The sequence below is a fragment of the Bacteroidia bacterium genome (genome assembly GCA_025056095.1).
Taxonomy (GTDB): Bacteria; Bacteroidota; Bacteroidia; order JANWVE01; family JANWVE01; genus JANWVE01.
Genome location: JANWVW010000023.1, coordinates 1 through 23,485 on the forward strand (window position 1 = coordinate 1; position 23,485 = coordinate 23,485).

Consider the following 23,485-nt stretch of genomic DNA (forward strand, 5'->3'; position numbering starts at 1 on the left):
GGGGGTGGGGCTGCGGGCGGGCTCGCTCCCGCGCGCGGGGGCCCCCCCCCCCCCCCCCCCGCCCCCGCCCCCCCCCCCCCACGCCGACCTTGCCCACACCAGCGCAGCGAAGTGTGGGCAAGGGCACGCCCAAAAAAATCCTAAAAAGTTCTTAAAAACTTTTTTATGAGTGCTTAAACGTTTTTTAATCTGTCTGTCCTGTTTCTATTTTTTTGTTAATACTTTGGCTACCTCCTTTTTCTAAGGCTATGCGCCAATACTTGACCGCTTCATTTTTTCGGTTAAGCTTGGAAAGAACATCACCGTAATGCTCATATACTACACTACTTACTCGCCCTGTGTCTACGGCTTTTTTAATCCATATTTCGGCTTCTTCGTATTTACCTTGTTTGTACAGTACCCAACCATAGGTATCCATGTTGTTGGGAGTAGGGTGGAGTTCTACGGCTTTTTTAGCCATTTCTGCGGCTTTGTCTAACTTTTCTTTGCGTAAAGAGAGGTAATAAGCATAATTATTGAGAACAATCGTATTTTTAGGGTCAAGTTTAAGGGCTTCTTCGTAAGCTTCATCAGACTTTTGGTACTGCTTGGTAGCATTGTACATATCTCCCAGCATAGAGTACATATCCACTAAGCGGTCAGGGATGTTTCTGCTTATCTTTATTCCTCTTTCCAAGACTTTGATGCCGCTTTCATATTTTTTCAAATTATAGCAAGCAATTCCGTTACAAAAGATAAAATCGGGGTCATTAGGAAAAAGTACTAGAGCACTGTCGGTGTCTTCTTTTACAAGTGTATAGTTTTTGGTTCTCATGGAGACATCTACTAACGCTTGCCATACGCGTATATTGTTTTCGTTAATCCGCAAAGACTTTTTATAGTAAGTTCGGGCTTTTTGTAAGGAATCTAATACAGAGTAAAAGTCAGCAATTAAAGTGATTAGGACTACGTTATCGGTATTTGTAGTTTCTAATTTCAAGGCATAACCCAGGAAATGAAGCAAATTTTGAGGTTTGTTTCTATTTTTGAGTAATTGATTAGAAAGTAGTTGAATTTTAGTTTCAATGGGTAAGTCTGCATTTTCAAGTAGTTTGTGTAGATACTCGTCAGCTTTTACTTGGTCGTTTTTATTTTCATAAAATTGCATAGTGGCAATAAGAGCGTATCCATTATTGGGGTCTTGTTGCAAAATATCTTGCAGAGTTTCATAACATTTTTCGTTCATTCCTGCTTCCTTATAGGTTTCTGCCAGCAATTCTTTATATTCTATTTTGTTGGGGCGAAGTTCTGTTAGACGTTTAATTTCTTGAATAGCATCTTTATTTTTGCCCATGAGTTTGTAGATTTTTATTTTACGAAAAGCAATTTCATCTCCCAAGGGAAATCTTTTTTCCATTTCATTACATAGCGCGATAGCTTTTTCATAAGACTTAGCTTGCAGGTAAAAATTTAAGAGTTGATTGTAGCCTTCTAAATAGTTTGGGAAGTCAGCTACTAAGCTTTCTTGATTTTCAATAGCTTGTTTTAGTTGTTTGTTTTCTAGATACAAGTTGGTCAAGATAATACGGTACCATATATTTTCTTTGTCTAACTTAATAGCTTTTTGAGCGTAGGGGATACCTTTTTCATACATTGCCATTACTAGCATAATTTGGGCAATGTTGTAATTGGCTGCTGCGTTATTTGGGTCAATTTTTAGGACTTCTGTGAAGTAAGTTAGAGCTTGGGCATATTGGTTGTTAGCCCAGTAGGTAGCTCCTTCTATGAAATAGTAATTGAGCTTATTTCTCTCTTCGGGTGAAAGTTTGCGGGGAGGGGTTATTTTCTCTGACTTTTCTTTTTCCCTTTTCTTTTTTGTTTTTTTTGGGTCTGTTGCATTTTGTGCCCAAACCGTAGCCAAAGTAAAAGCCCACAAAATAACTATCCAATTTTTCATACTTCAATACAAGAATAATCACCTAAATTAACCGATAGTGCTACACCTTTCACATTCGCATTTTTTCCAATAATAGAGTGATGCAGCTGCGCGTAATAAATCTGTGCATTATCCTGAACAATACTATGTGAAAGTATAGCGTTTTCTATTACGGCGTTTTCTCCTATTGATACGTAAGGACCAATAATAGAGTTGTGTATTTGCACATTATCTGCGATGTAGCAAGGTGGAGTTATCACACTATTCGGATAAACAAAATTATGAATTTTATTGTTTTTTTGCAAGTAATTTAACACATTTTGATGCGTTTCTAAAAGTGCTTGTTTGTTTCCACAATCCATCCATTCCGCTACTCCTGCTATGCTCATTTTTTTACCTTCTTGAAGCATGTGTGCCAAAGCATCTGTGAGCTGATATTCTCCTAAACTTTTGATATTCTGGTCTATCAAGCGTTGAAGTTCCTGACACAGGTATTCTCCACTTTTGAAGTAATATATTCCTATAATGGCTAAGTTTGAAACAAACTCTTTGGGCTTCTCAACAAAGTCTATGATTTCTTGTTTATCATTGAGTTTGACTACACCAAAGCTGCTAGGATTATCTACTTCTTTAACCCACACTACGGCGTCTTTATCGGTATCTAATTCAAATTCTGCTCTGAATAACGTATCTGCAAAAGCAACTACTACATTTCCCACTAAGCTCTCTTTGGCACACAGTATTGCATGACCTGTGCCTAAAGGTTCTTGTTGGTAGTAGATTTTAGCTTTAGCCCCTACTTTTTCTGCTACTTTACTCAAAGAGTTTTCTACTTCTTTCCCAAAATCTCCGATGATATACGCAATTTCTTCAATCGGTTGCTTAATAAGTACTGCGATATCTTCTACCAAGTGGTGTACGATAGGTTTTCCTGCGATGGGGAATAAAGGTTTAGGAGTGGTCAAGGTATGGGGGCGAAGGCGCTTGCCCATACCTGCCATCGGAATAATTACTTTCATGCACTTTGAGATAATTTAAGTTAAGCGAAGGCAAAATAACAAAAATCATACCTTAAATTCGGAACTACTTCGCTGTGAGAATAAACTGATACGGCAACAGATTAACTTCTAATTCAAAATGAGCAAATCCTGCTTCCTTCAACTCTGCTATAGTTTCATCAATAGAAACTTTATGCTTTACAGGAGGTCCAACTGGTGTTTGAACCTTAAAAAAATCTACAACTACTAACTTTCCATCTTGTTTTATACCCTTTTTGACTTTCTTAAAATACTCTGCACGATTTTTTATATGATGATATGTATTGACCAAGAAAACGATATCCACTTCATTTTCTGCGAGCATAGGACTGTCATGAGAAGATGTCCGTAGTTCAATGTTAGAAATTTCAGCCTGTTTTATACGCTGACTAAGTAATTTTTGCAATGCTGTATCTATATCTATGGCTATAACTTTTGAGCATTTTTGTGCAAGGCGCATAGAGAAATACCCCGAACCCGCTCCTATATCTGCAATAGTTTTACCTTCAAGATTACCTAAATACTCTATTACCTTGTCAGGTTTTTGATATGTATCTCTATTCGGAGATTCAAGATTTTGAATTGAAAAACTAGTGGGGCTGCTTTTGTCAGAATGGCGGAATTTATGTTTGGTCTTTTGTGCATATACGAAGATTGAAATACTCATAAGGTATAAGGATAGCAAGGTTTTAAGGTTTTTGTTCATATCTTACGGCAAACTTAAATAATTGAAATTAAATTTGATATGATAAATATAGTTTTGAGTGGTGTAAAGTAGTCAAGAATCGGTAAGGTGGTTGTAGTAGTTTATTGCGTGAGGCATGCGGAGGGTGGGCGTTAGCCCAGTGCGTAGCGAAGCGCAGCACCGAAGCGATAGCGTAGCCCGAAGCACGCCGACCTTGCCCATACAAGCGCAGCGAAGTATGGGCAAGGGCACGCCCAAAAAATTAAAAAATAAAACTAACTATAAAAAAACAAACCACTATGCTTCTAACTCTTTCACAAGCCGCAAAAATTCATTAAGCTACCTGAATTTGAACTATTTCAACTTCAATAACACTACTGCTAAAATACAGCAAAATAAAGTTACCACCCAAAACCGAAAAACAATTTTAGGTTCAGGTATTCCTGCCTTCTCATAGTGATGATGTAAAGGAGACATTCTAAAAACTCTACGCCCTTCACCGTACTTTCTTTTTGTGTACTTAAAATAACTGACTTGTATCACTACCGACAAAGACTCTACAAAAAAAACTCCGCACAGCACAGGTACTAAAAGCTCTTTTTTGAGACATATTACCACAGCCGCTATACCTCCGCCCAGCGCTAAGCTGCCTGTATCACCCATAAACACTTGGGCAGGATAGCTGTTGTACCACAAAAATCCTACACAAGCTCCTACAAAAGCAGCAATATATACCACTATTTCGCCTGAATTCGGAATGTATGTAATGCCCAAGTATTTTGCCATTAAAGAATTACCCGAAACATAAGCAAAAACACCTAAGGTTGTCCCTACAATTGCTGAGGTTCCTGCGGCTAAGCCATCTATCCCATCGGTCAAATTAACTGAATTAGTAATAGCTGTTACAATAAAAATGATAATCGGAATAAAAACCACAAAAGCATATTTACGATAGTCAGGACCTATAAAACGAATCAGGTTCGCATAGTCAAATTCATTATTTTTGAGAAAGGGCGTGGTAGTAATAGTTCTAATTTCATCTTTGAAGTTAGGATTGTAGTACAAAGTTGCTCCAATGAGAAGCCCTAATCCTACTTGTCCAATTACTTTGACTTTACCTTTGATACCCCTTTTAGCGCTAATGAATCCGAAGTATTTCAAAGGCAAATTTCGTTTTTGTCTAAACTTAATGTAATCATCTAAAAATCCAATAATCCCCATAAAAAGAGTAGAGATAAGCATCATGATGATGAACGAATTTTCCAACTTTGCCCAAAGTAGAACAGGAAAAATAATGCTTACAACGATAATTATGCCGCCCATAGTAGGCGTACCTTGTTTAGATAAATGGCTTTCAGGTCCATCAGGGCGAATTATTTCACCAATTTGATACTTTTTCAAAAAAGCAATTACATATTTACCGAATATCATTGAAATAAGTACAGCAAAAATAGCTGCCATAGCCGCCCGTACAGAAATGAACTGAAATATACCTGTACCAGGCACATCCTTGACTTTATCCAACCACTTGAATAGGTAGTATAGCATTGTTACAAAAAGTTAAAAGTTGTATTTTGATTTAAGTTGGTTAATTTTATTTGTGTTTTCAGGATTTTTGTAAAATTCCATAGCGCTTTTTCTCTCCATAGCCCCATAAATTTGGGACATTAAAATGTAGTTAGAGTTCCACACGGCATTTCTGTCCTTTACTCTTGGATATGCAAAACATTTTGTCAAAAAAAAGTGAGTTTTAGGTTTTACCCAACCTGTTTCAATATAATCGCGCACATCATACGTAGCATACACGCAGGAGTCTCGTTTATCAAAGCGTTCATTGTAAATGATGAGCTCACTTTTTTCATTTATTACAGCGTAGGATATTTTTTTGCGTGTAGGTCCTTCTTCAAAAACTTCATAATCATATAAAAATCGCATTTTACCTTGTGCAAAAGTGGAAGTAGAATTCCATATTGTTATAGATGTATCTCGTTTTTCTTTGAATATCAAAGTCATATCGTCTATTTTATCACCTGTAATCCTGCTGACAATGAGCGTATCAACCTCATCTACCATTTGGTAAGGTGGAAGTTCTAATCCGCCCATATAAGTGTAGGTTTTTGCATTAAAAAGTACGGTATAGCACTTTTTTGGCGCTTGCAGGCTTTTGATTACCGCATAAATTTCTTTGAAACCATCATTTTGTAAATCTATTTCTTGGGCATACAAAATAGCGGACATCGGCGAAATAGGTACAAACTTGCTAAAATTTTCTAGCAGTCTGCTTTCGTCTATTTTGGTTTGTTTTTTAGTGTTTTTCGTGCAGCTCAATAATAAGATTGTATTTAGGATAAGGCTTGTGTATATAAGTATTTTTTTATCCATGCATGCAAAATTATACAAACTTTGAAAAAGAGAGCGCAGTCAACAAAGTAGTCAAATTTAGTCAGATTATTTTATTTTTTTGGGCGTGCCCCTTGCTGACGCAAGGGTCGGGGCATTCCGCACTGCGCTATCGCTTCGGTGCTTCGCTGCGCTTCGCACTGCCTAACGGCATGCTCCATGCCCCTCACGCAAATGGACAACCTACCCTCGCTTGAATATGACCGTAAAAGCATCTTTGGATACAAACCTTATAGCAAAAGCAAAAATCAATATGAATACAACATTAGCAAAGACCTTCAAAAACCACACAAAAGGTAAAAATGTACTCACATATCCTATAAAAAAACTAGCTGCAACAAAAAGCACATTTTTAGCCAAATAAGTCTTTTGATAAGTAAAAGAAAAACGCCGCTGACACAGTAAAACATGTAAAACAACCATCAATATTTGAGTACACAATAAGGCTATTGCTGCACCCAAAGCATGATATTTGGGAATCAATATTCCATTGAGTAACAAGCTCATTATAGCCCCTACGAGAGTTATTTGTGAAAGTTTATCAAGCATCTCTGCGCTAGTTAGTAAAGTACCAAACATGTATATCAAAACGAAACCTATATAAGCCCACATTAACACAATAAATACAGGAGTAGCTAATTCCACAGATTGACTTCCTTTTGCTTTATATAGCAAAGACAAAATTTCACTAGCATAGAAAGTACAAGAACTTACAATTAACATCGTAATAAACAACATAACCACAAGCACGCTTTTTACAAAGGTTTCTAAAGCCTTCTTTTTATCTAATAGTCGGCTAAACATGGGGAACAATATAGTAGCAAACATAATCGGAATAGTGTTGCTAAAATCCATCAATCTGTAAGCAGAAGCATACACTCCAGCTATGTACTTACCAAAATCTTTTCCTTGAACATCTCTCAATAGCCACTCTAACATTACACTATCTATACGAGTGTAAATTGTCATAAAAAACCACAGCATTGCATACGGAATAGTTTTTTTGAGAATCTTTTGAGTACTTTCCAAAGAAAAATACACTTGTACGTAATGGCTTTTTTTGTGTAAAATAATCAAAGCAGTTAAAAAAGCAGCACAATAAGCAATTACTTGAAGATAGCCTAAAAAAAATATGTCAAATGTTGGGCGTAGCAACAGAACTACTAAGCATACAATTAAAATCAGTCTATCTAATACAGAAAGTAGAGAATCCTGCCTAAAATAATGTAGACCTTGAAACCCTGCTCTCATAAACAACAACAATGAAGTAAAAACCTGTGCTGTGCTAAGTACAGCCAACATTCTTAACTGCAAAGAGTTATAGCCTAATAGCATTGCAGCAAGGAATACAGACACAAAAAAGACAGGAACAAGGATTATTTTTACGCCAAGGGCTTCGGCAAAAAATTGTTTAGTATTGAGGTTATTTCGGGCTACTTCGCGAGTAGTCATTTGGTTGATACCTAAATCAAGCACAATTCCTAATATCATACACAAAGACAGTACTGTGCTATACAGTCCGTACTGCGTATCTCCTACTTTATTTTGAACCCAAATTTCGCACAAAACCCACAACGGCTTAATCGCTAAATTCAAAGCAAGCATAAAACTCACATTTTTGATAAAACTTTTTAGCATAGTGCAAAAGTATGGCTTTGCTCTCTTGCAAACAAGGTAAAGCCATAGCCAATTGGTAGTAAAATCATCAGCTAATTTCTTTGAGCAGCAGATCTTATTGCTTGTTTTAAGTTATCAAAATACAGAGACTTATTTCCAAGTACTTTGCAGGTAAGCTGTTTTTCATCAAATGAAAGTATAAATTAGCTTGTTTTTTAATTCAAGCGAAGATAATTACGCAGAAAGTTTAAGTTTTAATTTTTGGGCGTGCCCTTGTGGGCGTTTCGCTTGCGCTCATGCCCACAAGGTCGGCGTGCTTCGGGCTACGTGCGGAATGCCCCGACCCTTGCGTCAGCAAGGGGCACGCCCAAAAAAGATACAAACAAAAAATAACCTATAAAAACACTTTATAGGTGTACAGTTGGAGTAACATTTCTCTACTTTATGATTCCTTTGTCTTTCAAGTATCTGGCAAGTTCTTCATTACTTAAAACTTCGTCATACTTGCTATTCACTTTTTTGATTTTATTATCATCTATGATGTTTTGTAAAAAATCACGAAAATGCTGATTTTCAGTTGCCAATCTGTCCATCGCATCAATGTCTAGCTGTTTTTTATATGTTGCAGGAACAATTATCTGACTTTCTTCAATATTTTCTGCGTCAAGCTTAATTAGCCCAATACCAAAAGAATTTGTCAACCGTCTAACTTCCTCTATTACCTCCTCATCAATTTTCAAGGTAACCAAATAGCCCTCATTTGCCCAACTTGAATTAGATACAGCTTGAAAATAGGCTTCTCTAAGATTGGAGATGTCTAACTTAATTTTTAACTCAAACGAAAATAGTTTAATTGAGGAAATAGAAAAGTCGTTTTGAAATTCAATAATCACTTTTTCATATTGTCTAATTGGATCATTGAAAGAGAAATATACTCCTACCAAATCAGGATGCAGCCACTTATTATATCCTCTTTTTGTTTTACTTGAATTTTCATGAAAAATTGTTTTTATCTTCATTCCTCTGAAATGGTGATATGTATCGGCAAATTTTACAAGCAAAGGATGCAGATCGCGCTCTGTAAAACTTTCAGGTTTAAGTATCTGATATTGTTCTAAAATAGTATTAGTACTGTTTTGAGTGATACCCTTGAGTCCAAATCTAGTTGGTCTTTTTCCGACTATTTCAAACTTGGTATTTGGATTATCACGGACATCAACGTAAAGTCGAGCTGTAATTGTAGCCCAGGGTGTTTTACCTATAGAATTTAGTTTTTGGTCAAGTCCAAGTTCCACAGCTTTTTCCCAAATTTCATTGGGAGTCAAAGGCTGATTTACCTGCTTTATGACCTGTTCTGCTAATTCTAAATAGTTCATATACTTAGTGTTACTTTTTTACCGCTTACATCAGGGGGACTTTTTGAATAAGAGTAAAAGTATGAAAAAATTTCTAAAATCGAAAAGGATATCGTAAGTACACATACCTACGTATTTTATTTCTTTCTGAACTTAGCATAGCTTTTTATGCTACCTGTGGCTACAAACATAAGATTAAACCGAAGCTCATAAAAGCTTGTCAATAAGCTCCATAATAGTAATACCGTCCGCTTCCGCAGTAAAATTCAAAATTACTCTGTGGCGCAAAATAGGATGAGCTACAGCTTGTACATCTTCAATATCAGGTGAATACTTGCCATGAATAAGCGCATTTGCCTTAGCCCCAATAATCAAATACTGCGAAGCTCTAGGTCCTGCACCCCAAGAAACATACTTTTTCACAAAATCAGTTGCAATACCTGAATTTACTCTTGTTTTATGGACTAACTTAACCGCATACTCAATGACATTGTCTGCCACAGGTACTTCACGCACTAACCGTTGAAAGTACAAAATTTCCTCTTTACTCAATACTTTTTGAATATTGACTTTTTGAAGCGAAGTTGTGGACTTTACAATCTGAATCTCCTCTTGATAAGATGGATAATCTACCCAAACATTAAACATAAAACGGTCTAATTGTGCTTCAGGAAGTGGGTAAGTTCCTTCTTGTTCAATAGGGTTTTGAGTAGCTAGTACGAAAAATGGAAGGTCTAAAACATATTTTTTTCCTGCGTTAGTAACAGAATATTCCTGCATAGCTTCCAATAGAGCGGCTTGAGTTTTAGGGGGAGTACGGTTAATTTCATCTGCTAGAACAATATTGGCAAATACAGGTCCTTGAATAAATCTGAACTGTTTGCCCCGTTCTGTGTCTTCTAATATTTCACTTCCAGTTATGTCTGAAGGCATTAAGTCAGGAGTAAATTGGATGCGGTTAAAACTCAAGCCCAAAGCTTCAGCTAATGTACGCACTAATAGCGTTTTAGCTAACCCAGGTACACCTACCAACAAACAGTGCCCTTGACTAAAAATACATGTCAATAATTGCCGTACAATTTCTTCTTGTCCTACAATTTGTTTTGCAATTTCTTGGGTTAGAACTTTGTATTTTTCTCCCAATGCTTGTACTGCTTCTATGGCATCTTGGTAAATTATCTTTTCCATATTTCTAACTCTTTGCAATTAAAAGATTTATCCCGAATTTCTACATACACTTTTTTAGAATTTTCTTTTATCCATTCTTGATAGACTTGATTTTTCTTTTCAGAAAGTGCGGCATTTTGAATACGCTCATAGTCATCATCAAGGTTAGCTACATGAGAGGGAATACGCTTTTCCAAAATTAAGATACGATAACCTTTTTTACCATCATAGTGGGTATAAGGAAATGGAGGGGTTACTTCGCCTTCTTTCAAGTCTTGAATTTTGAAGTACACTTCACTTTCAAGTAGTTTAGCAGGAATACGGTTTCGCCCTGTTTGAGGATGAGTTAGGTAGCCGCCTGTTTCTACGGTTTGTTTATCTTCAGAAAACTCTTTTACTGCTTTTAAGGGTGTTATTTTTTTGTTTATCAATAACTTACGGATGCTATCTAAGCGCATAATTGCTTGTCCGTCATCGCTGGAAGTGGTTTTAGGCTTAATGAGAATATGCCGAGTATGAACTTGCTCCCCTTTTTGTTCCAAAGTTTGAATGATGTGCCAACCGTACATGCTTTCTACGGGTTCGGATATTTTACCAATAGGTTGAGAAAATGCTACGGCTTCGTATTCAGGAACTAGCTCTCCGCGTTTAGTCCAACCGATATCTCCCCCATTGACGGCGCTACCTGTATCATCGGAAGTGTCTCGGGCAACCTTTTCAAAATCTAACTCACCACGCACAATAGCATCTCGCAAACGTTTAGCTACTTGATAAGCTGCCTGAATTTGGTTTTTACTCATCGTAGGAAAGATTACTATTTGCCGAATTTCTAATTCTTCCTCGTAAACTGGTAAGGAGTCTTTGGGTATTTTTTGATAAAACTCTTTGACCTCTTTGGGAGTAATTTGAACATTACCCGTAATTTTGTTTTGCATAGTTTGTACTATCAGAAGTTCTTTAATTTGCGCGCGCATGTCAATCTTAAATTGAGAAAGAGGTTTGCCGTACAGCTCTTCTAACTTTTCTTTGCTGCCTAATCGTTCAATAAATAAGTTAATGCGTTTATTCAGTTCGCGCTCTACGCGATCATCAGGTACAGTAACACTATCTATACGTGCTCGGGATAGGAGCAACTTACTTGCCAATAACCCTGAAAGAACTTCACATTTGAGCGAACCGTTATCTTGTTCGCCGTTCATAATCAAATCGTTGTATTCCCGTTCAAGATCTGAACGAAGTATGATATTATCGCCTACTACGGCAATAATTTCATCTAGTACAATTCCTCTGCTTTCAGAAACGTTTTCCTGTCCAAATGCCACAAAAATGCCTATACAAAGTACCAATACGCCTAATCGTATCATCATGACTGCGAAAATAGTAAAAATTGTCCCGTATATGGTTTGTTGCAACTAAATTGTACTTGTATAGTTAGAAATAATTTTGCAAGTTTGCTTGCATGGACATTAGCTTAATTTCAGACAAAAAAGCCAAAGGGCATCAAGCTTATTTGATAGATAAAGAACTTGGACATTCTTTTATATCTTCATATAAAGGATTAGACGCAGAGAGTTTCACTTCGGGTACAAGGTATATTTTAGGGGAGAGCATTACTATTTTACATCACCTTGGCGAACACCACGAAGTGTCTTTAGAAAAAATTCGCAAGGGTGTGCATGAATTAGTCAGTACAGCTAATACTCTGCGTATCTCTGAACTTAACATTCATATACATGACTCTTTTGACAACATTTCTATTGAGGACTTAGTAACCGCAGTAGCCGAAACTAGTCTTTTATCTAACTATCAATTCAACAAGTATCTTTCTAAACCTACACTCAATTCTCTCAAAAAAATAAACATTTGCGTAGATAAGGAGAATAAAAATCTCAAAAATGCGGTTAAAAGGGGGCAAATTATAGGTCAAAGTACGTGTATAGCTCGGGATTTAGTCAATGAACCTGTTATTACATTAACCGCAACAGAATTAGCGAATACTGCCCAAAATTTAGGCAAAAAATATGGCTTCAAAGTGGAAGTTTTGGATAAAAAGAAGATAGAGTCTCTCAAAATGGGGGGATTATTAGCGGTTAATGCAGGAAGTGAATTACCTCCTACTTTTTCTATATTAGAATACAAACCTAATAAGCACAGAAACTCAAAACCGATTGTATTAGTAGGTAAAGGGATTGTGTATGATACAGGGGGATTGAGTCTCAAACCTACCGAAGGGGGCATGGATACTATGAAATGTGATATGGCAGGTGCAGCAGCGGTAATAGGTACATTCTGTGCAATTGCTCAAATGGGAATGGATATACACATTATTGGACTAATTCCTGCTACAGACAATAGACCAGGTAAAAACGCATACACGCCTGGGGATATAATTAGAATGTATGATGGTACTTTTGTAGAAGTTTTGAATACCGATGCAGAAGGGCGCTTAATTCTTGCTGACGCGCTTCATTTTGCAAAGCAGTATGAACCTGAGTTAGTAATTGATTTAGCAACTTTGACAGGGGCAGCTGTGGTTGCTGTCGGAGATATTGGTATTGCTATGATGAGTACAGCATCAGAAGAGATTAAAAGTGCTATTAAAAAAGCAGGTGATAAAGTATATGAACGCTTGGTTGAATTCCCTTTGTGGGAAGAATATGCAGAACTGTTAAAATCCACTGTGGCAGATATGAAAAATATTGGTGGGAGAAGCGCAGGTGCTATCACAGCAGCTAAGTTTCTACAGCATTTTACTAAGTACCCATGGATACATTTAGATATAGCAGGTCCCGCCTTTTTACAAAATGCACAATCTTACAAAGGGCGCGGAGGAACAGGTGTGGGAGTACGTTTACTTGTTGAATTTTTATCTCATTACTCAAAGCAGTAACCTCTCTTTAATCGTGTAAAGCATCTAAAAGCTTTAAAAAAGCTTCAGGTGGAAGTTGCTCAGCGCGGTACCCCAATATGTTTCTACCGTTTATATCTATGTCTATTTCTTTGTTACACAATGACTTTATGCTGTTTTTTAATATCTTTCTGCGTTGATTAAAAGCGACTTTAACTAACTTTAAAAGCTTTTCACGAGGATATATAAGTGGGCTAGTTTTTTTTATTAAATGAATAACTCCTGAATAAACCTTTGGAGGAGGTTCAAATACATGGGGAGGAACTGTAAAGGCGTATGTAATTTGATACTCCAATTGTAGTAGTACGCTTAAAATACCATATTCCTTAGAATTAGGCTTGCCTGACAACCGCAGCGCTACTTCTTTTTGTACCATGAAAATTGCTTCTGGAACATGCGCACAATTTTCCCAAAGCTTAAAAAACACTTGTGAGCTAATATTGTAAGGTAAATTACCTATCCACACTATTGGAGTAGGTAAAGCAGAAATATCCAAAGTTAAAAAGTCTTGTTCGTACAAAGTAAAATCTTGTGGTGCAAAATTATGTTTGAGGTATTGAATGGCTTCCATATCAATTTCTACGGCGTGCAGGTTGAATTTTTTTTGAACCAAAAATTGAGTAAGCACTCCTGTACCTGCCCCAATTTCTAACATGGGTAAGTGCGTGTTAACAACCATATCTGCCATGCGTTTAGCCACAGAGAAATCTCTCAAAAAGTGTTGTCCTAAATGTTTTTTAGGTTTTACTTTCATATCCAAATACTGACTTAGAGAGCAGATTGTAAATGTATGTTTTTAACTCTTTTTCTGTTTGTGTAGTGGGAGTAATGGGTTCATGAATAATTACAGTAATTTTTTTGGGCATAGCGCTTAACCTCGTAGGATCTTCAAAAGCATAGCGGCTACCTATAATACTAACGGGCAAAATAGGAACTTTTTTTTGAATAGCTAACGCAAACGCGCCTTCTTTGAACTGACCTAATTGGTGAGGATTTTCAGGAATAGTTCCTTCGGGAAAAATAACTACTGACATGCCTTCTTTCAAAAACTGCGCAGCCCTCTTAAAAGCTCTATAACTATCTATTTTACTGCTTCTATTTACAGGAATGTGAAGTTTTTTGAACATATATCCAAAAATGGGCACTTTACCTAGCTCTGCTTTACCTATATAACGCGCGTCAAAAGGGAGTGCCCACATCAATATAGGAATGTCAATGTAGGAACTGTGATTAGCTACCACTAAAAAAGGTTTTTTAGATACCTTAAAGTTCTTTTTGTTCTTTACAAATACCCAATGTCCTACAAGTATGCAAACTATGCATGACCAAACTCTATTCATGAAATTAGCATACTTATGCCACTTCTTTCGTTGAAGGAAAATAAATTGAATAGGAAGAATCAAGCTAAAAAACACGACTATACACACACACGCATACCAAACTGCCCAAAATTTCCTAAATAAATTCATGAGCTTGTTATCAAATTTAATTTTACTTACCAATACAGAAATTAGCAAAAATATCGGCTAAAACATCATTTGGAGTTACTTCACCTGTTACTTGCCCCAGGTAGTGCAGAGCATGTTTAACATCTATACTAATCAACTCAGTGTTGACGCAATCCTGAAAACCCTGTAAAGCACTTTTGAGATGCTCATAAGTTTTAGAAAGTAGTTCAAAATGTCGTTGGTTAGTTAGAATTAAAGCAGTTTGATAATCGGGTAAAAATTGTCTTACTGTATGTAATAAATGTGCTTTGAGTTGGTCTATACCTTGTTTCTCTTTGGCAGATAAATACAATACAGGGATATCAAAAGAGGGGGTTGGCGCATTTTGTGGGTAAATATCAACTTTATTAGCTAAAATTACCCATTGAGCATCTTTCTTATTGTTTCGGTAAGTTTGTATAGTTTGATAAGCTTGATAGATATTTTCTTCATTTTGGTTACTGTTTGGATTAGCGCTGCATACATACAAAATAATTTCGGCTTCTTGAATTTTTTGTAAAGTTTTAGCCACACCTATTTGTTCAATTGTGTCCGTAGTATCCCTTAGCCCTGCGGTATCCATAAACCTAAAAGTAATTTCTTGTATGGTGAGCGTGTCTTCAATTACATCTCGGGTAGTGCCTGGAATAGGGCTTACAATTGCTTTTTCTTCCTCCAATAGGGCATTGAGCAGAGTGGATTTACCTGCATTAGGTTTGCCTATGATGGCTACGGGAACGCCCTTTTTGAGGGCATTACCATATTTGAAAGAACGTAGAAGTTCCCCTACAAAAGTAAGTATATCTTGCAAAAGTTTAATAAATTGCTGGCGATTAGCAAATTCTACATCTTCTTCGGCGAAATCTAATTCTAATTCCATTAGAGCGGTAAAATGAATTAAGTCTTGGCGAAGAGTTTTCATTTTTTGAGAGAGGCCACCTTTCATTTGTTGCCAAGCAATACGATGCATTTGTGCGTTTTGGGCATTGATGAGGTCTGCAATAGCTTCGGCTTGGGCAAGGTCTAAACGTCCGTTCCAAAAAGCACGTAAAGTAAACTCACCTTTCTGTGCTATTCTTGCTCCATTCTGCACTAAAAGACTTAAAATTTTTTCTGCTAAATAAGGACTACCATGCGCAGTAATTTCTACTACGTTTTCAGTAGTAAAAGATTTAGGAGCATGGAATACAGTAATCATTACCTCATCAATTTCTTTTTGATTTTCATCAATAATATAATTTAACCTTGTGGTATGACTTTTTTGTTGAGTAATATCTTTTTTAGTAATTGCGTTAACAATAGTAATAGCGTTTTGACCTGAAACTCTAATAAGGTTTAGCGCTCCGCCCATTGCCGTAGATACCGCAGCAATCGTATCTCGAGGATAGTACATACAGTTGCAAATATGCTCATAAATGCCGTATTTTGATACATGCAAAAATGGCTCTCTCAAATTGAAAAACAAATACATCAGCTCAAAGTAGAACAGGAATATCGTACTCTACAATACTATAACCAAATTGATTTTATTTCTAATGACTATCTTGGAATAGTTAAAAAGGGCATATTACAAAAGTTAATGCTAAAAGAATTATCTAATGGCATTCCATTGGGCAGTACAGGTTCTCGTTTACTTTCAGGTAATTCAATTTGGCACCAGGAAGCAGAAGATTTTTTCAAAGAATATTTTGATTGTGCCGATGCACTTATAGTTAATTCTGCTTATGATGCGAATGTAGCCGTACTGAGTACCTTTCCTAGTAGAAAGGATATTATTTTGTATGATGAGAAAGTCCACGCTAGTATAAAAGAGGGCATGCGTTTATCTTTTGCATCAAGATATCCTGTGAAGCATAATGATATGAATGATTTAGAAAAAAAGATAAAAAAATATCGTGAATCCATAGGTGATGGGCAATTATTTTATGTTTTTGAAACTGTGTATAGCATGGACGGAGATGTTCCAGAAGTGCAAACTATAATAAAGTTAGCTCAGCAATACGAAGTTATTTTGATAGCCGATGAAGTGCATGCCTTTGGTGTATTTGGAGATAAAGGTCAAGGTTTATTACAGATGTATAACTGCCATAAGAACATATCTATACGGATAATAGGTTTTGGCAAAGCCGGGGGAACTTTCGGCGCAGTGATAGCAGTACAAGATAGCGTTATTAAAGCTTATTTACTCAATAAAGCTCGCCCTGTCATTTATACTACGGCACTTTCTCCTTTTCAAGTTAGGGTTATGCATGCTGCAACACAACTTATTGCACAAAATTCTAATTGGCGTGCAGATTTACACTTCAATATACAAGTTTTTCAGCACTTATTGCCGCACTTGAACATACAAACTCCTATAATTCCAATTGTGATAGGCGATCTTACTAAATTGCATGCTATTCATGAAACAGTAAAAAATGCTGGTTTTGATGTAGCTATGGTACGTTCGCCTACTGTACCTAAGGGACAAGAAAGGTTGCGAATTAGCGTGCACGCACATAACACCAAGCAAGAGATTGAAGAAGTATTGGGTCTTATTCAGACTTGCTTAACCTAAAAATTTTGTTTTTTCTAATTGTTTAGCTGCTTTCAAGGATATTTCAAACTTTTTCTTCATATTTTTTCTTGAAGTACTTCATAGGTACGATAAGCATTCCAAAGTTTTCACCGTTTTCTTTATCAAGATGTTTGTGGTGAATTTTGTGCGCTTTACGAATACCTACAATATAACGGTTATTCCATCGGCTTAAAATCTTGAATCTTTGGTGAATAATAATGTCATGAACCACAAAATATGCTATTCCATAGAGTGCTATACCAATTCCAATGTAAAGTCTAATATCTTGCTTAGCTATACCTGTAAATATGCAGTACATGCTAGGAATGGCAAATATTAAGAAAAAAGTGTCATTTTTTTCAAAGAAGCCTTCTTTACCTTGGTGGTGATCCTTATGCAGATACCATAAAAAGCCGTGCATTATGTATTTGTGCGTAAACCACGCAACAAACTCCATGAAAAAGAAAGTTGCCAACACAACTAATACGTTTAAGATGAGCGTCATAAACTCAAGTCGGTCTCTTTACTATAACATTACGTATCAAACCTAAGTTTCTTTAAAAAATTTACTCTTTTATCATTCGGTCATCTATTTTAGCTGATAGTGGTTCTTTTTGTTTTTTTATGTAGTTCAATATCATGTCTCGGAATAGAATACCTGTGTTTTCTCTTTTTACTGCGTTGAGTAAAAATTTGAGATTATCTCCGCCATTGGCAATATAGTCAGAGGTTACAATACGATAAGTTTTTTTTTCATCAACAAGCTCACCATTAATTTTTACTTGTGTTGATTTTTTGTCCTTGGTAATGATAAAGCTACCCCCTGCAAATATACCTGTGCCTTTATTAGCTAGAAAGTCTGTCAGTTTGATAATATCTGAACCGTACAAGGTTAAAATTACGATTTCATTATCAAATGGCATTAGCTCATAAATGTGTCTAACTGTAATTTTACCTTTTGGCAGAATATTTCTCAATCCTCCACTTGAACCAAAAGAGATATCTACTTTTTCATATTCCTTGTAAGTATTGATTTCCGATAACATCAGGTCGGCGACAAAGTTACAGATCAAATTTTGAGGCGCCCCTTCTTTGTTTAGCTCCATAGCACATTCGCCAATTTCTTGATTCATTTTTTCATCTAAGGCTTTCTTATAGGGGGCTATCATAGATAGAATTTCCTTATCTTCTGGAATAGAATCTGTGATTTTTGTTTGAAAATGATGACTTTTTACAGTTTGGTATAGTTTAGGACTACAAGATAGAACACTAAGAAAAAGTCCAAGTATAAAAATGTATGTAAAACGAAATGTAGTTTTTTTCATAATTCAAGGGGCAATATAACGATTTTCCTATACAAATCAATTAAGTCTTTGTAAAAAATATTTGAGGTGGCTGGATTTGTATCTGTTCTTTTTCTCAAAATTAGTTATTTTGTTACTTTGCTGTGATTGTTCTTATTTTCAGAGATAGCTTTAAGCCAGTATTGTGATGATTTCACTGTGCATTAAACACGTTTTTTTACTCTGATTATTTTACATATTTGCGCTTTGTAAAGTGTGGGTAGCTTCATACGCATCTAAGCTTTGCAAGAATCGTCGGCTTCTATAAACAGCCCGATGATAACAATTTCGTTTATTATCATGAGAGCAATTTTATTGCTCTTTTTTATTTATCCAAATCTTATCTCATTTTATTGCTATTTATACTCCAAAACTTTTTTACAATCCAAAACTCACGTTATACTACTTAATTGATATCTTTGTAATCATGTAGCGCAAAAAACATATATGCAAGATAAAGTAGGTGTTGTTACTCATTCAAAAGGAAGTTCATATACTGTATTGACGCAAGACAGTCCTCATCAAGTGGTAGAGTGCCGCCTAAAAGGTAAGCTTCGCCTAACTGAATGGAATGCAACTAATCCTATCGCAGTAGGAGATACAGTCTATTTTACTATACAAGATGATGGAAACGGTCTGATTCACAATATCGCAGAGCGAAAAAATGCGATTATCCGCAAAGCTATTGGAAAGCATACTCAAGCCCATATCATAGCCTCAAATATTGACCAACTTATTGTGCTGGCTACCTTAGCTCAACCTCGCACCTCGCTCGGCTTCATTGACCGTATGCTTGTCATTGCCGAAGCATATAAAATTCCTCACAGCGTTGTATTATGGAATAAAGCAGACTTATATGACGAATCAATGCAGGAACAAGTACAGGAGTATGTCAAAATGTACCAAAGTATAGGTTATGACAGTAAAGTAGTATCAGCATTAGAGCAAAAACATTTACCTACAATTGTTGAGATTATACAAAATAAAGTTAGTGCAATTGTAGGACACTCGGGTACGGGTAAATCTAGCTTGCTCAATCTCATTGAACCTACTCTTAACCTTAAAGTAGGTCAGGTATCTCAATGGAATCAAAAAGGTAGACATACGACGACCTTGGCTACTATGTATTCTCTGCCTAAATATAACGCCTACATTATAGATACGCCTGGAATTAAAGAATTAGACTTTTTCAACATTGAGAAAGAAGAAGTTAGCCGCTACTATGTTGATTTTTTACCTTATTTGTCGGGCTGTAAATTTAGTAATTGCTTACATCGTAATGAACCTCATTGTGGGGTTAAGCAAGCTTTAGCTGAAGGTAAAATTTACTCTCAACGATACCAAAACTATTTGGGAATAATAGAAATGTTGGAAAAACAAGTATGAAATTATTCTCTTCTCAACAAATACAGGAATGGGATAAATATACTATTGCGCACGAACCTATCTCCTCATACAATTTAATGGAACGAGCAGTTCAACGTTTGTTTGAACAGCTTTTAGCGCATCACAATGTTAAAAATAAAACTATACATATTTTCTGCGGCACAGGGAATAATGGCGGAGATGGATTAGCTTTAGCTCGTTATCTTAAACTTTCCGAAGCTAATGTGTTCGTAATTTATGTGGGGGACTTATCAAAAGCTACACCAGATAACTACCAAAATTATACGCTTTTAGAAACATATCAAATTCCTGTGGTTACGTTTGAGCAAGTAGATACTCTTCCTAATCCTGACTATATTATAGATGCACTTTTAGGAACAGGCTTAAATCGCAGCGTAGAACTTACCTCACTGCTTGGAAAGGCTATTGAGTATATAAACCAAAGTAAAGCTTACACAATTTCCATTGATATTCCTTCAGGATTGAAAGGTGAAGATAATCGGGATAATACAGGAGTTTGGGTAAAGTGCCAAGAAGTATATTCATTTCAGCAACCTAAAATAGTATTTTTTCTTAAAGAATGGGCAAAAGAAATTGAACGTATCTATGTAGTAGATATTGGACTTTCCCAAGAATACTATCAAAAAGTTGATACAAACTATTTTTCATTAGACAAAGACACGTTTGAACTACATTTTAAGCCCAGAGTAAAATTTTCTTACAAGAATTCCTATGGACATGCTTTACTAGTAGGGGGCTTGTATGATAAGACAGGTGCAGGGATATTAGCCGCTAAAGCTGCGTATCGTTCAGGATGTGGGCTATTAACGGTCATGTCCAATGCTAAACACCAAATGGCTTTTAATGTAGCAATACCAGAAGCCATGTTTTGCTCTATGCAAAGTTTTTTAGAGCAAGCTCATAAATCGGAGTATTTGCAAAAATTCAATGCCATAGGTATTGGACATGGTTTAGGAAAACGCCCTAAATCCTTAAAGCTTTTAGAGTCTATTTTCAAGCACTACTCGGGACGTTGTGTAATTGATGCCGATGCTATCAATTTATTGGCTAAAAATCCGCAATTGTGGGAATACATAGAAGGAAAAGAAGTTGTTTTAACGCCCCACATTCGTGAAGCCGAACGCTTGCTACAAGATGAATATCCTGATAGTCTATCTCGTATAGAAGCTTGCCAAGTATTAGCAATGCAAAAGGGCTGCACTATTGTGTTAAAAGATACAATAACCACACTTATATTTTCTGATGGTACTGTGTATTTTTCAGACAATGGATGCCCAGGAATGGCAAAAGGAGGCACAGGAGATGTTTTAACAGGAATATTAACCAGCCTTTTAGCGCAGCCTTACCTTACAAAAAGCGCAGTAATCGTAGGGGTTTATGCACATAGTATAGCAGCTCAAAAAGCTTTGTGTAATTATTCTAACACTGCTCTCATGCCTTCGGATATAATAAACAATCTGTTTTCAGGATAATACTGCAGTTAGAGGTTGTACAAAGCACACATTTAACAATCAAATTACTCTACTTTCATATTTGATTCACACAAAAAAATTAGGTTTGAAAAGAAGATATAAAGAGAAGGTATGAGAGCACTGTTACTTTGCTTATGTTTCTGTATAGGCAAATGCTTTGGTCAGACTACGATAGAGATTAGCGGTTCGCAATTTATGAAACCTATCGTAGAAAAGCTTATTGAAAAATACCAACAAAAAAACAAGAATGTCAATTTTTCCTTAAATATGAAAGGTTCAGATATGGGTCTGAAAGCCCTCACCGCCAATATAACCGACATTTGTGCTTCTACCAAAGTAATGACAGGCAAAGAGTTGGAAAGATTTAAGGCTGATAACTACGGTCAACCTCCTGTTATGCTTCCCATAGGTAAAAATGCTATTGCGATACTAGTCAATAAGAATAATAAAATTAAGGAGATGAGTTTTGAGCAATTAGCAGGAATTTATACAGGCAAAATTACTAACTGGAAAGAACTAGGTATGGCAGACATGCCGATAAAAGTACTTTCTTATCCGAATAGTAGTGGTGTATATCCTTATTTTAGAACTAAAGTCCTCAATGGAGAGGATTACAGAGAAGATTTAATCATTGTCCCTAACACACCTGAAATGTTAGACTCTATCAAAGCTAATCCTGGGGCTATTGGCTATGCAGATGTTTTTCATGCCCAAAAAATAGATGCCGTGAACTTTCAAAAGTATATTCGGATTGTAGCCATACGAAGTAATGAGCAATATGTAGCCCTTTTACCTGAAGAAACTCATATCTTGTCTAATCAGTATCCGATTGTAACTACTATGTATTTTATTACTCGCAAGCCACCCGAAGGAGAAGTAAAAAAATTCATGGATTGGGTTATTGGTCCTGAGGGACAAGCAGTACTTAAAAAACATGGTTACTATCCACTGTATTAAGATTAACAGCTGCTATTTTTGCATATATGAAAGAAACTCTTGAAGAATCTCTCAAATTCAAGCAGTGGAAGTCCACTTTGGAGAGAAATGGGATTGAGTTCAATAGCATACAACCTTTGCAGCTAATTCACAAACCTAATGGCGAACTTATTTTTGCTTTACTTCACATTGACGCGCAAGATAGAAATGGCGAAAAGCTGCTGCCCATAGTTTTACTAAGAGGGCATTTCGTATCTGTACTAACTTGCTTAATTAGCCAAGAAACTCAAAAAAAGTATTTGCTCTTAGTAAAGCAGTACCGCGTTTCAAATGGACAAATTTCTTATGAGCATCCTGCTGGGATGTGCGATAGTGAAAGCGATCCGTACAAGGTAGCCATCAAAGAGGTGGAAGAAGAAACAGGTCTAAAAATTGATAAGAAAAATTTAGTTCTGCTAAATTCTCAAATGTACTACACTTCGCCTGGTCTATTAGATGAAGGGGGATATTTTTTTTATTGTGAGCTTGTTTTACCTCAAGGTCAAATTGAGCTTTATCAAAATAAAAAGGCAGGTGCATACAATGAAAATGAACACATTCAAACCTGCATTGTACCAATAGAAGAAGCGCCCAAGCTTATTACGAATATCCCTGCTTTATTGAATTATTACCTATATTTACAAGCTAAAAGTTAGAACACGTGTAAGATATACTTTTGAGGGGGTGAATCATTCATTTTTTCCATTTCTAAATGGTGATTTGAAAGCGTTAGAATTTTCCAAGTACCACTGTTGATAACTATTTCAGTTTGTGCGTTTTGCCATTGCCATGTACCTGAAACAGTTACTTTGTATTTTCGTTCCATGTAAGTTTTGTTGGTATTGAACTGAATGTAGTCATCAGGTGGTAATTTTACGGAAACATTATTGACATGATATTCTATGATTCGCCATTTTTTACAAATTTGTTGAGTTCGGCTGTCTATGGGTTCAAGGGTGTTTTTCTTTTTGCAGCCTATCGACAAGCAAGAAAAAAGCAAGGTTAGTGCGATTGATAGCCGTAAACTGTTCATAAAAACAAATTTAAGAAATATAGCTCATTTAGTCTAAAAAATAGTTTTCTTTTTTTGGGCGTGCCCCTTGCTGACGCAAGGGTCGGGGCATTCCGCACTACGCTAACGCTTCGGTACTTCGCTGCGC

General features: G+C 36.3%; 23 protein-coding genes. 8 read left to right on the forward strand and 15 right to left on the reverse strand.

What is annotated here, in order from left to right; all coding sequences use genetic code 11:
• Positions 1-184: 184 nt before the first annotated feature.
• The 3 genes from NZ519_03270 to NZ519_03280 form a co-directional block, all read right to left on the reverse strand.
• Entirely contained in the window at positions 185-1,936 is a 1,752-nt protein-coding gene (locus tag NZ519_03270) for a tetratricopeptide repeat protein (GenBank protein MCS7027764.1), read from the reverse strand.
• Positions 1,933-2,934 carry a sugar phosphate nucleotidyltransferase gene (locus NZ519_03275; protein MCS7027765.1) on the reverse strand — a complete coding sequence of 334 codons (1,002 nt, stop codon included), beginning with the start codon at positions 2,932-2,934 and terminating at the stop codon, positions 1,933-1,935. The genes NZ519_03270 and NZ519_03275 overlap by 4 nt, the downstream gene beginning before the upstream one ends.
• A 64-nt stretch (positions 2,935-2,998) precedes the next feature.
• Positions 2,999-3,619, reverse strand: a complete 621-nt coding sequence (locus NZ519_03280; GenBank protein MCS7027766.1) for a class I SAM-dependent methyltransferase — start codon at positions 3,617-3,619, stop codon at positions 2,999-3,001.
• A gap of 154 nt (positions 3,620-3,773) precedes the next feature.
• Between NZ519_03280 and NZ519_03285 the strand changes: the two genes are divergently transcribed.
• Entirely contained in the window at positions 3,774-4,094 is a 321-nt protein-coding gene (locus NZ519_03285; GenBank protein MCS7027767.1) for a hypothetical protein, read from the forward strand.
• Here NZ519_03285 and mraY read toward each other — a convergent pair.
• The 3 genes from mraY to NZ519_03300 form a co-directional block, all read right to left on the reverse strand.
• Positions 3,992-5,185 carry a phospho-N-acetylmuramoyl-pentapeptide-transferase gene (gene mraY / locus NZ519_03290; GenBank protein MCS7027768.1) on the reverse strand — a complete coding sequence of 398 codons (1,194 nt, stop codon included), beginning with the start codon at positions 5,183-5,185 and terminating at the stop codon, positions 3,992-3,994. The two genes, NZ519_03285 and mraY, sit on opposite strands and share 103 nt — an antisense overlap.
• Before the next feature lie 12 nt (positions 5,186-5,197).
• Positions 5,198-6,019 carry a hypothetical protein gene (locus tag NZ519_03295; GenBank protein ID MCS7027769.1) on the reverse strand — a complete coding sequence of 274 codons (822 nt, stop codon included), beginning with the start codon at positions 6,017-6,019 and terminating at the stop codon, positions 5,198-5,200.
• Positions 6,020-6,220: 201 nt separating this feature from the next.
• On the reverse strand, positions 6,221-7,675 hold the full coding sequence (locus NZ519_03300; protein MCS7027770.1) for an oligosaccharide flippase family protein: 1,455 nt from the start codon (positions 7,673-7,675) through the stop codon (positions 6,221-6,223).
• 240 nt (positions 7,676-7,915) lie between these two features.
• Here NZ519_03300 and NZ519_03305 point away from each other — a divergent pair, with 240 nt between their 5' ends.
• A complete protein-coding gene (locus NZ519_03305; GenBank protein MCS7027771.1) occupies positions 7,916-8,047 on the forward strand; it encodes a hypothetical protein in 132 nt (43 codons plus the stop codon).
• A gap of 44 nt (positions 8,048-8,091) precedes the next feature.
• Here NZ519_03305 and NZ519_03310 read toward each other — a convergent pair whose 3' ends face one another.
• From NZ519_03310 to NZ519_03320, 3 genes are all read right to left on the reverse strand, one after another.
• The gene (locus NZ519_03310) at positions 8,092-9,030 is read right to left on the reverse strand and encodes an HTH domain-containing protein (GenBank protein ID MCS7027772.1); all 939 of its coding nucleotides are present in this window, start codon (positions 9,028-9,030) and stop codon (positions 8,092-8,094) included.
• 186 nt (positions 9,031-9,216) lie between these two features.
• Positions 9,217-10,197, reverse strand: a complete 981-nt coding sequence (locus tag NZ519_03315; protein ID MCS7027773.1) for a MoxR family ATPase — start codon at positions 10,195-10,197, stop codon at positions 9,217-9,219.
• Positions 10,185-11,540 (reverse strand): peptidylprolyl isomerase, encoded by a 1,356-nt coding sequence (locus tag NZ519_03320; protein MCS7027774.1) that lies wholly within the window; start codon positions 11,538-11,540, stop codon positions 10,185-10,187. The genes NZ519_03315 and NZ519_03320 overlap by 13 nt, the downstream gene beginning before the upstream one ends.
• Positions 11,541-11,635: 95 nt before the next feature.
• Between NZ519_03320 and NZ519_03325 the strand changes: the two genes are divergently transcribed.
• Positions 11,636-13,066, forward strand: a complete 1,431-nt coding sequence (locus NZ519_03325; protein MCS7027775.1) for a leucyl aminopeptidase — start codon at positions 11,636-11,638, stop codon at positions 13,064-13,066.
• Positions 13,067-13,073: 7 nt separating this feature from the next.
• Here the strand turns inward: NZ519_03325 and rsmA are convergent, their stop codons facing one another.
• The 3 genes from rsmA to mnmE all read right to left on the reverse strand — a co-directional run bounded on the left by rsmA (position 13,074) and on the right by mnmE (position 15,964).
• On the reverse strand, positions 13,074-13,838 hold the full coding sequence (gene rsmA / locus NZ519_03330; protein MCS7027776.1) for a 16S rRNA (adenine(1518)-N(6)/adenine(1519)-N(6))-dimethyltransferase RsmA: 765 nt from the start codon (positions 13,836-13,838) through the stop codon (positions 13,074-13,076).
• On the reverse strand, positions 13,822-14,511 hold the full coding sequence (locus tag NZ519_03335; protein MCS7027777.1) for a 1-acyl-sn-glycerol-3-phosphate acyltransferase: 690 nt from the start codon (positions 14,509-14,511) through the stop codon (positions 13,822-13,824). The genes rsmA and NZ519_03335 overlap by 17 nt, the downstream gene beginning before the upstream one ends.
• Before the next feature lie 64 nt (positions 14,512-14,575).
• Positions 14,576-15,964 (reverse strand): tRNA uridine-5-carboxymethylaminomethyl(34) synthesis GTPase MnmE, encoded by a 1,389-nt coding sequence (mnmE, locus tag NZ519_03340; GenBank protein MCS7027778.1) that lies wholly within the window; start codon positions 15,962-15,964, stop codon positions 14,576-14,578.
• A gap of 39 nt (positions 15,965-16,003) precedes the next feature.
• Here mnmE and NZ519_03345 point away from each other — a divergent pair, with 39 nt between their 5' ends.
• Entirely contained in the window at positions 16,004-17,128 is a 1,125-nt protein-coding gene (locus NZ519_03345) for a pyridoxal phosphate-dependent aminotransferase family protein (GenBank protein MCS7027779.1), read from the forward strand.
• Between the two features lie 43 nt (positions 17,129-17,171).
• Here NZ519_03345 and NZ519_03350 read toward each other — a convergent pair whose 3' ends face one another.
• Both NZ519_03350 and NZ519_03355 read right to left on the reverse strand, forming a co-directional pair.
• Positions 17,172-17,633, reverse strand: a complete 462-nt coding sequence (locus NZ519_03350; GenBank protein ID MCS7027780.1) for a sterol desaturase family protein — start codon at positions 17,631-17,633, stop codon at positions 17,172-17,174.
• Positions 17,634-17,694: 61 nt separating this feature from the next.
• Positions 17,695-18,453 carry a 5'-nucleotidase C-terminal domain-containing protein gene (locus NZ519_03355; protein MCS7027781.1) on the reverse strand — a complete coding sequence of 253 codons (759 nt, stop codon included), beginning with the start codon at positions 18,451-18,453 and terminating at the stop codon, positions 17,695-17,697.
• A 465-nt stretch (positions 18,454-18,918) separates the two neighbouring features.
• Here NZ519_03355 and rsgA point away from each other — a divergent pair, with 465 nt between their 5' ends.
• The 4 genes from rsgA (at position 18,919) to NZ519_03375 (ending at position 22,981) form a co-directional block, all read left to right on the forward strand.
• Positions 18,919-19,857, forward strand: coding sequence for a ribosome small subunit-dependent GTPase A (gene rsgA, locus NZ519_03360; protein ID MCS7027782.1), 939 nt, complete (start codon positions 18,919-18,921; stop codon positions 19,855-19,857).
• Entirely contained in the window at positions 19,854-21,350 is a 1,497-nt protein-coding gene (locus NZ519_03365; GenBank protein ID MCS7027783.1) for an NAD(P)H-hydrate dehydratase, read from the forward strand. The genes rsgA and NZ519_03365 overlap by 4 nt, the downstream gene beginning before the upstream one ends.
• A gap of 111 nt (positions 21,351-21,461) precedes the next feature.
• Positions 21,462-22,307, forward strand: a complete 846-nt coding sequence (locus NZ519_03370; protein MCS7027784.1) for a phosphate ABC transporter substrate-binding protein — start codon at positions 21,462-21,464, stop codon at positions 22,305-22,307.
• A gap of 26 nt (positions 22,308-22,333) precedes the next feature.
• Entirely contained in the window at positions 22,334-22,981 is a 648-nt protein-coding gene (locus NZ519_03375) for an NUDIX hydrolase (GenBank protein ID MCS7027785.1), read from the forward strand.
• Here the strand turns inward: NZ519_03375 and NZ519_03380 are convergent.
• The gene (locus tag NZ519_03380; GenBank protein MCS7027786.1) at positions 22,978-23,310 is read right to left on the reverse strand and encodes a hypothetical protein; all 333 of its coding nucleotides are present in this window, start codon (positions 23,308-23,310) and stop codon (positions 22,978-22,980) included. The genes NZ519_03375 and NZ519_03380 overlap by 4 nt on opposite strands.
• Positions 23,311-23,485 lie beyond the last annotated feature (175 nt).

Bases quoted from the DNA above. Each gene is read 5' to 3' on its own strand.
- NZ519_03315 (MCS7027773.1), bottom strand. From the start codon at position 10,197: ATGGAAAAGATAATTTACCAAGATGCCATAGAAGCAGTACAAGCATTG.
- NZ519_03320 (MCS7027774.1), bottom strand. From the start codon at position 11,540: ATGATACGATTAGGCGTATTGGTACTTTGTATAGGCATTTTTGTGGCA.
- NZ519_03295 (MCS7027769.1), bottom strand. From the start codon at position 6,019: ATGGATAAAAAAATACTTATATACACAAGCCTTATCCTAAATACAATC.
- NZ519_03280 (MCS7027766.1), bottom strand. From the start codon at position 3,619: ATGAGTATTTCAATCTTCGTATATGCACAAAAGACCAAACATAAATTC.
- rsgA (MCS7027782.1), top strand. From the start codon at position 18,919: ATGCAAGATAAAGTAGGTGTTGTTACTCATTCAAAAGGAAGTTCATAT.
- NZ519_03310 (MCS7027772.1), bottom strand. From the start codon at position 9,030: ATGAACTATTTAGAATTAGCAGAACAGGTCATAAAGCAGGTAAATCAG.
- NZ519_03345 (MCS7027779.1), top strand. From the start codon at position 16,004: ATGCAAAAATGGCTCTCTCAAATTGAAAAACAAATACATCAGCTCAAA.
- NZ519_03325 (MCS7027775.1), top strand. From the start codon at position 11,636: ATGGACATTAGCTTAATTTCAGACAAAAAAGCCAAAGGGCATCAAGCT.
- NZ519_03355 (MCS7027781.1), bottom strand. From the start codon at position 18,453: ATGAAAAAAACTACATTTCGTTTTACATACATTTTTATACTTGGACTT.
- NZ519_03275 (MCS7027765.1), bottom strand. From the start codon at position 2,934: ATGAAAGTAATTATTCCGATGGCAGGTATGGGCAAGCGCCTTCGCCCC.
- NZ519_03270 (MCS7027764.1), bottom strand. From the start codon at position 1,936: ATGAAAAATTGGATAGTTATTTTGTGGGCTTTTACTTTGGCTACGGTT.
- NZ519_03370 (MCS7027784.1), top strand. From the start codon at position 21,462: ATGAGAGCACTGTTACTTTGCTTATGTTTCTGTATAGGCAAATGCTTT.
- mraY (MCS7027768.1), bottom strand. From the start codon at position 5,185: ATGCTATACTACCTATTCAAGTGGTTGGATAAAGTCAAGGATGTGCCT.
- NZ519_03300 (MCS7027770.1), bottom strand. From the start codon at position 7,675: ATGCTAAAAAGTTTTATCAAAAATGTGAGTTTTATGCTTGCTTTGAAT.
- NZ519_03350 (MCS7027780.1), bottom strand. From the start codon at position 17,633: ATGACGCTCATCTTAAACGTATTAGTTGTGTTGGCAACTTTCTTTTTC.
- rsmA (MCS7027776.1), bottom strand. From the start codon at position 13,838: ATGAAAGTAAAACCTAAAAAACATTTAGGACAACACTTTTTGAGAGAT.
- NZ519_03375 (MCS7027785.1), top strand. From the start codon at position 22,334: ATGAAAGAAACTCTTGAAGAATCTCTCAAATTCAAGCAGTGGAAGTCC.
- mnmE (MCS7027778.1), bottom strand. From the start codon at position 15,964: ATGTACTATCCTCGAGATACGATTGCTGCGGTATCTACGGCAATGGGC.
- NZ519_03365 (MCS7027783.1), top strand. From the start codon at position 19,854: ATGAAATTATTCTCTTCTCAACAAATACAGGAATGGGATAAATATACT.
- NZ519_03285 (MCS7027767.1), top strand. From the start codon at position 3,774: ATGCGGAGGGTGGGCGTTAGCCCAGTGCGTAGCGAAGCGCAGCACCGA.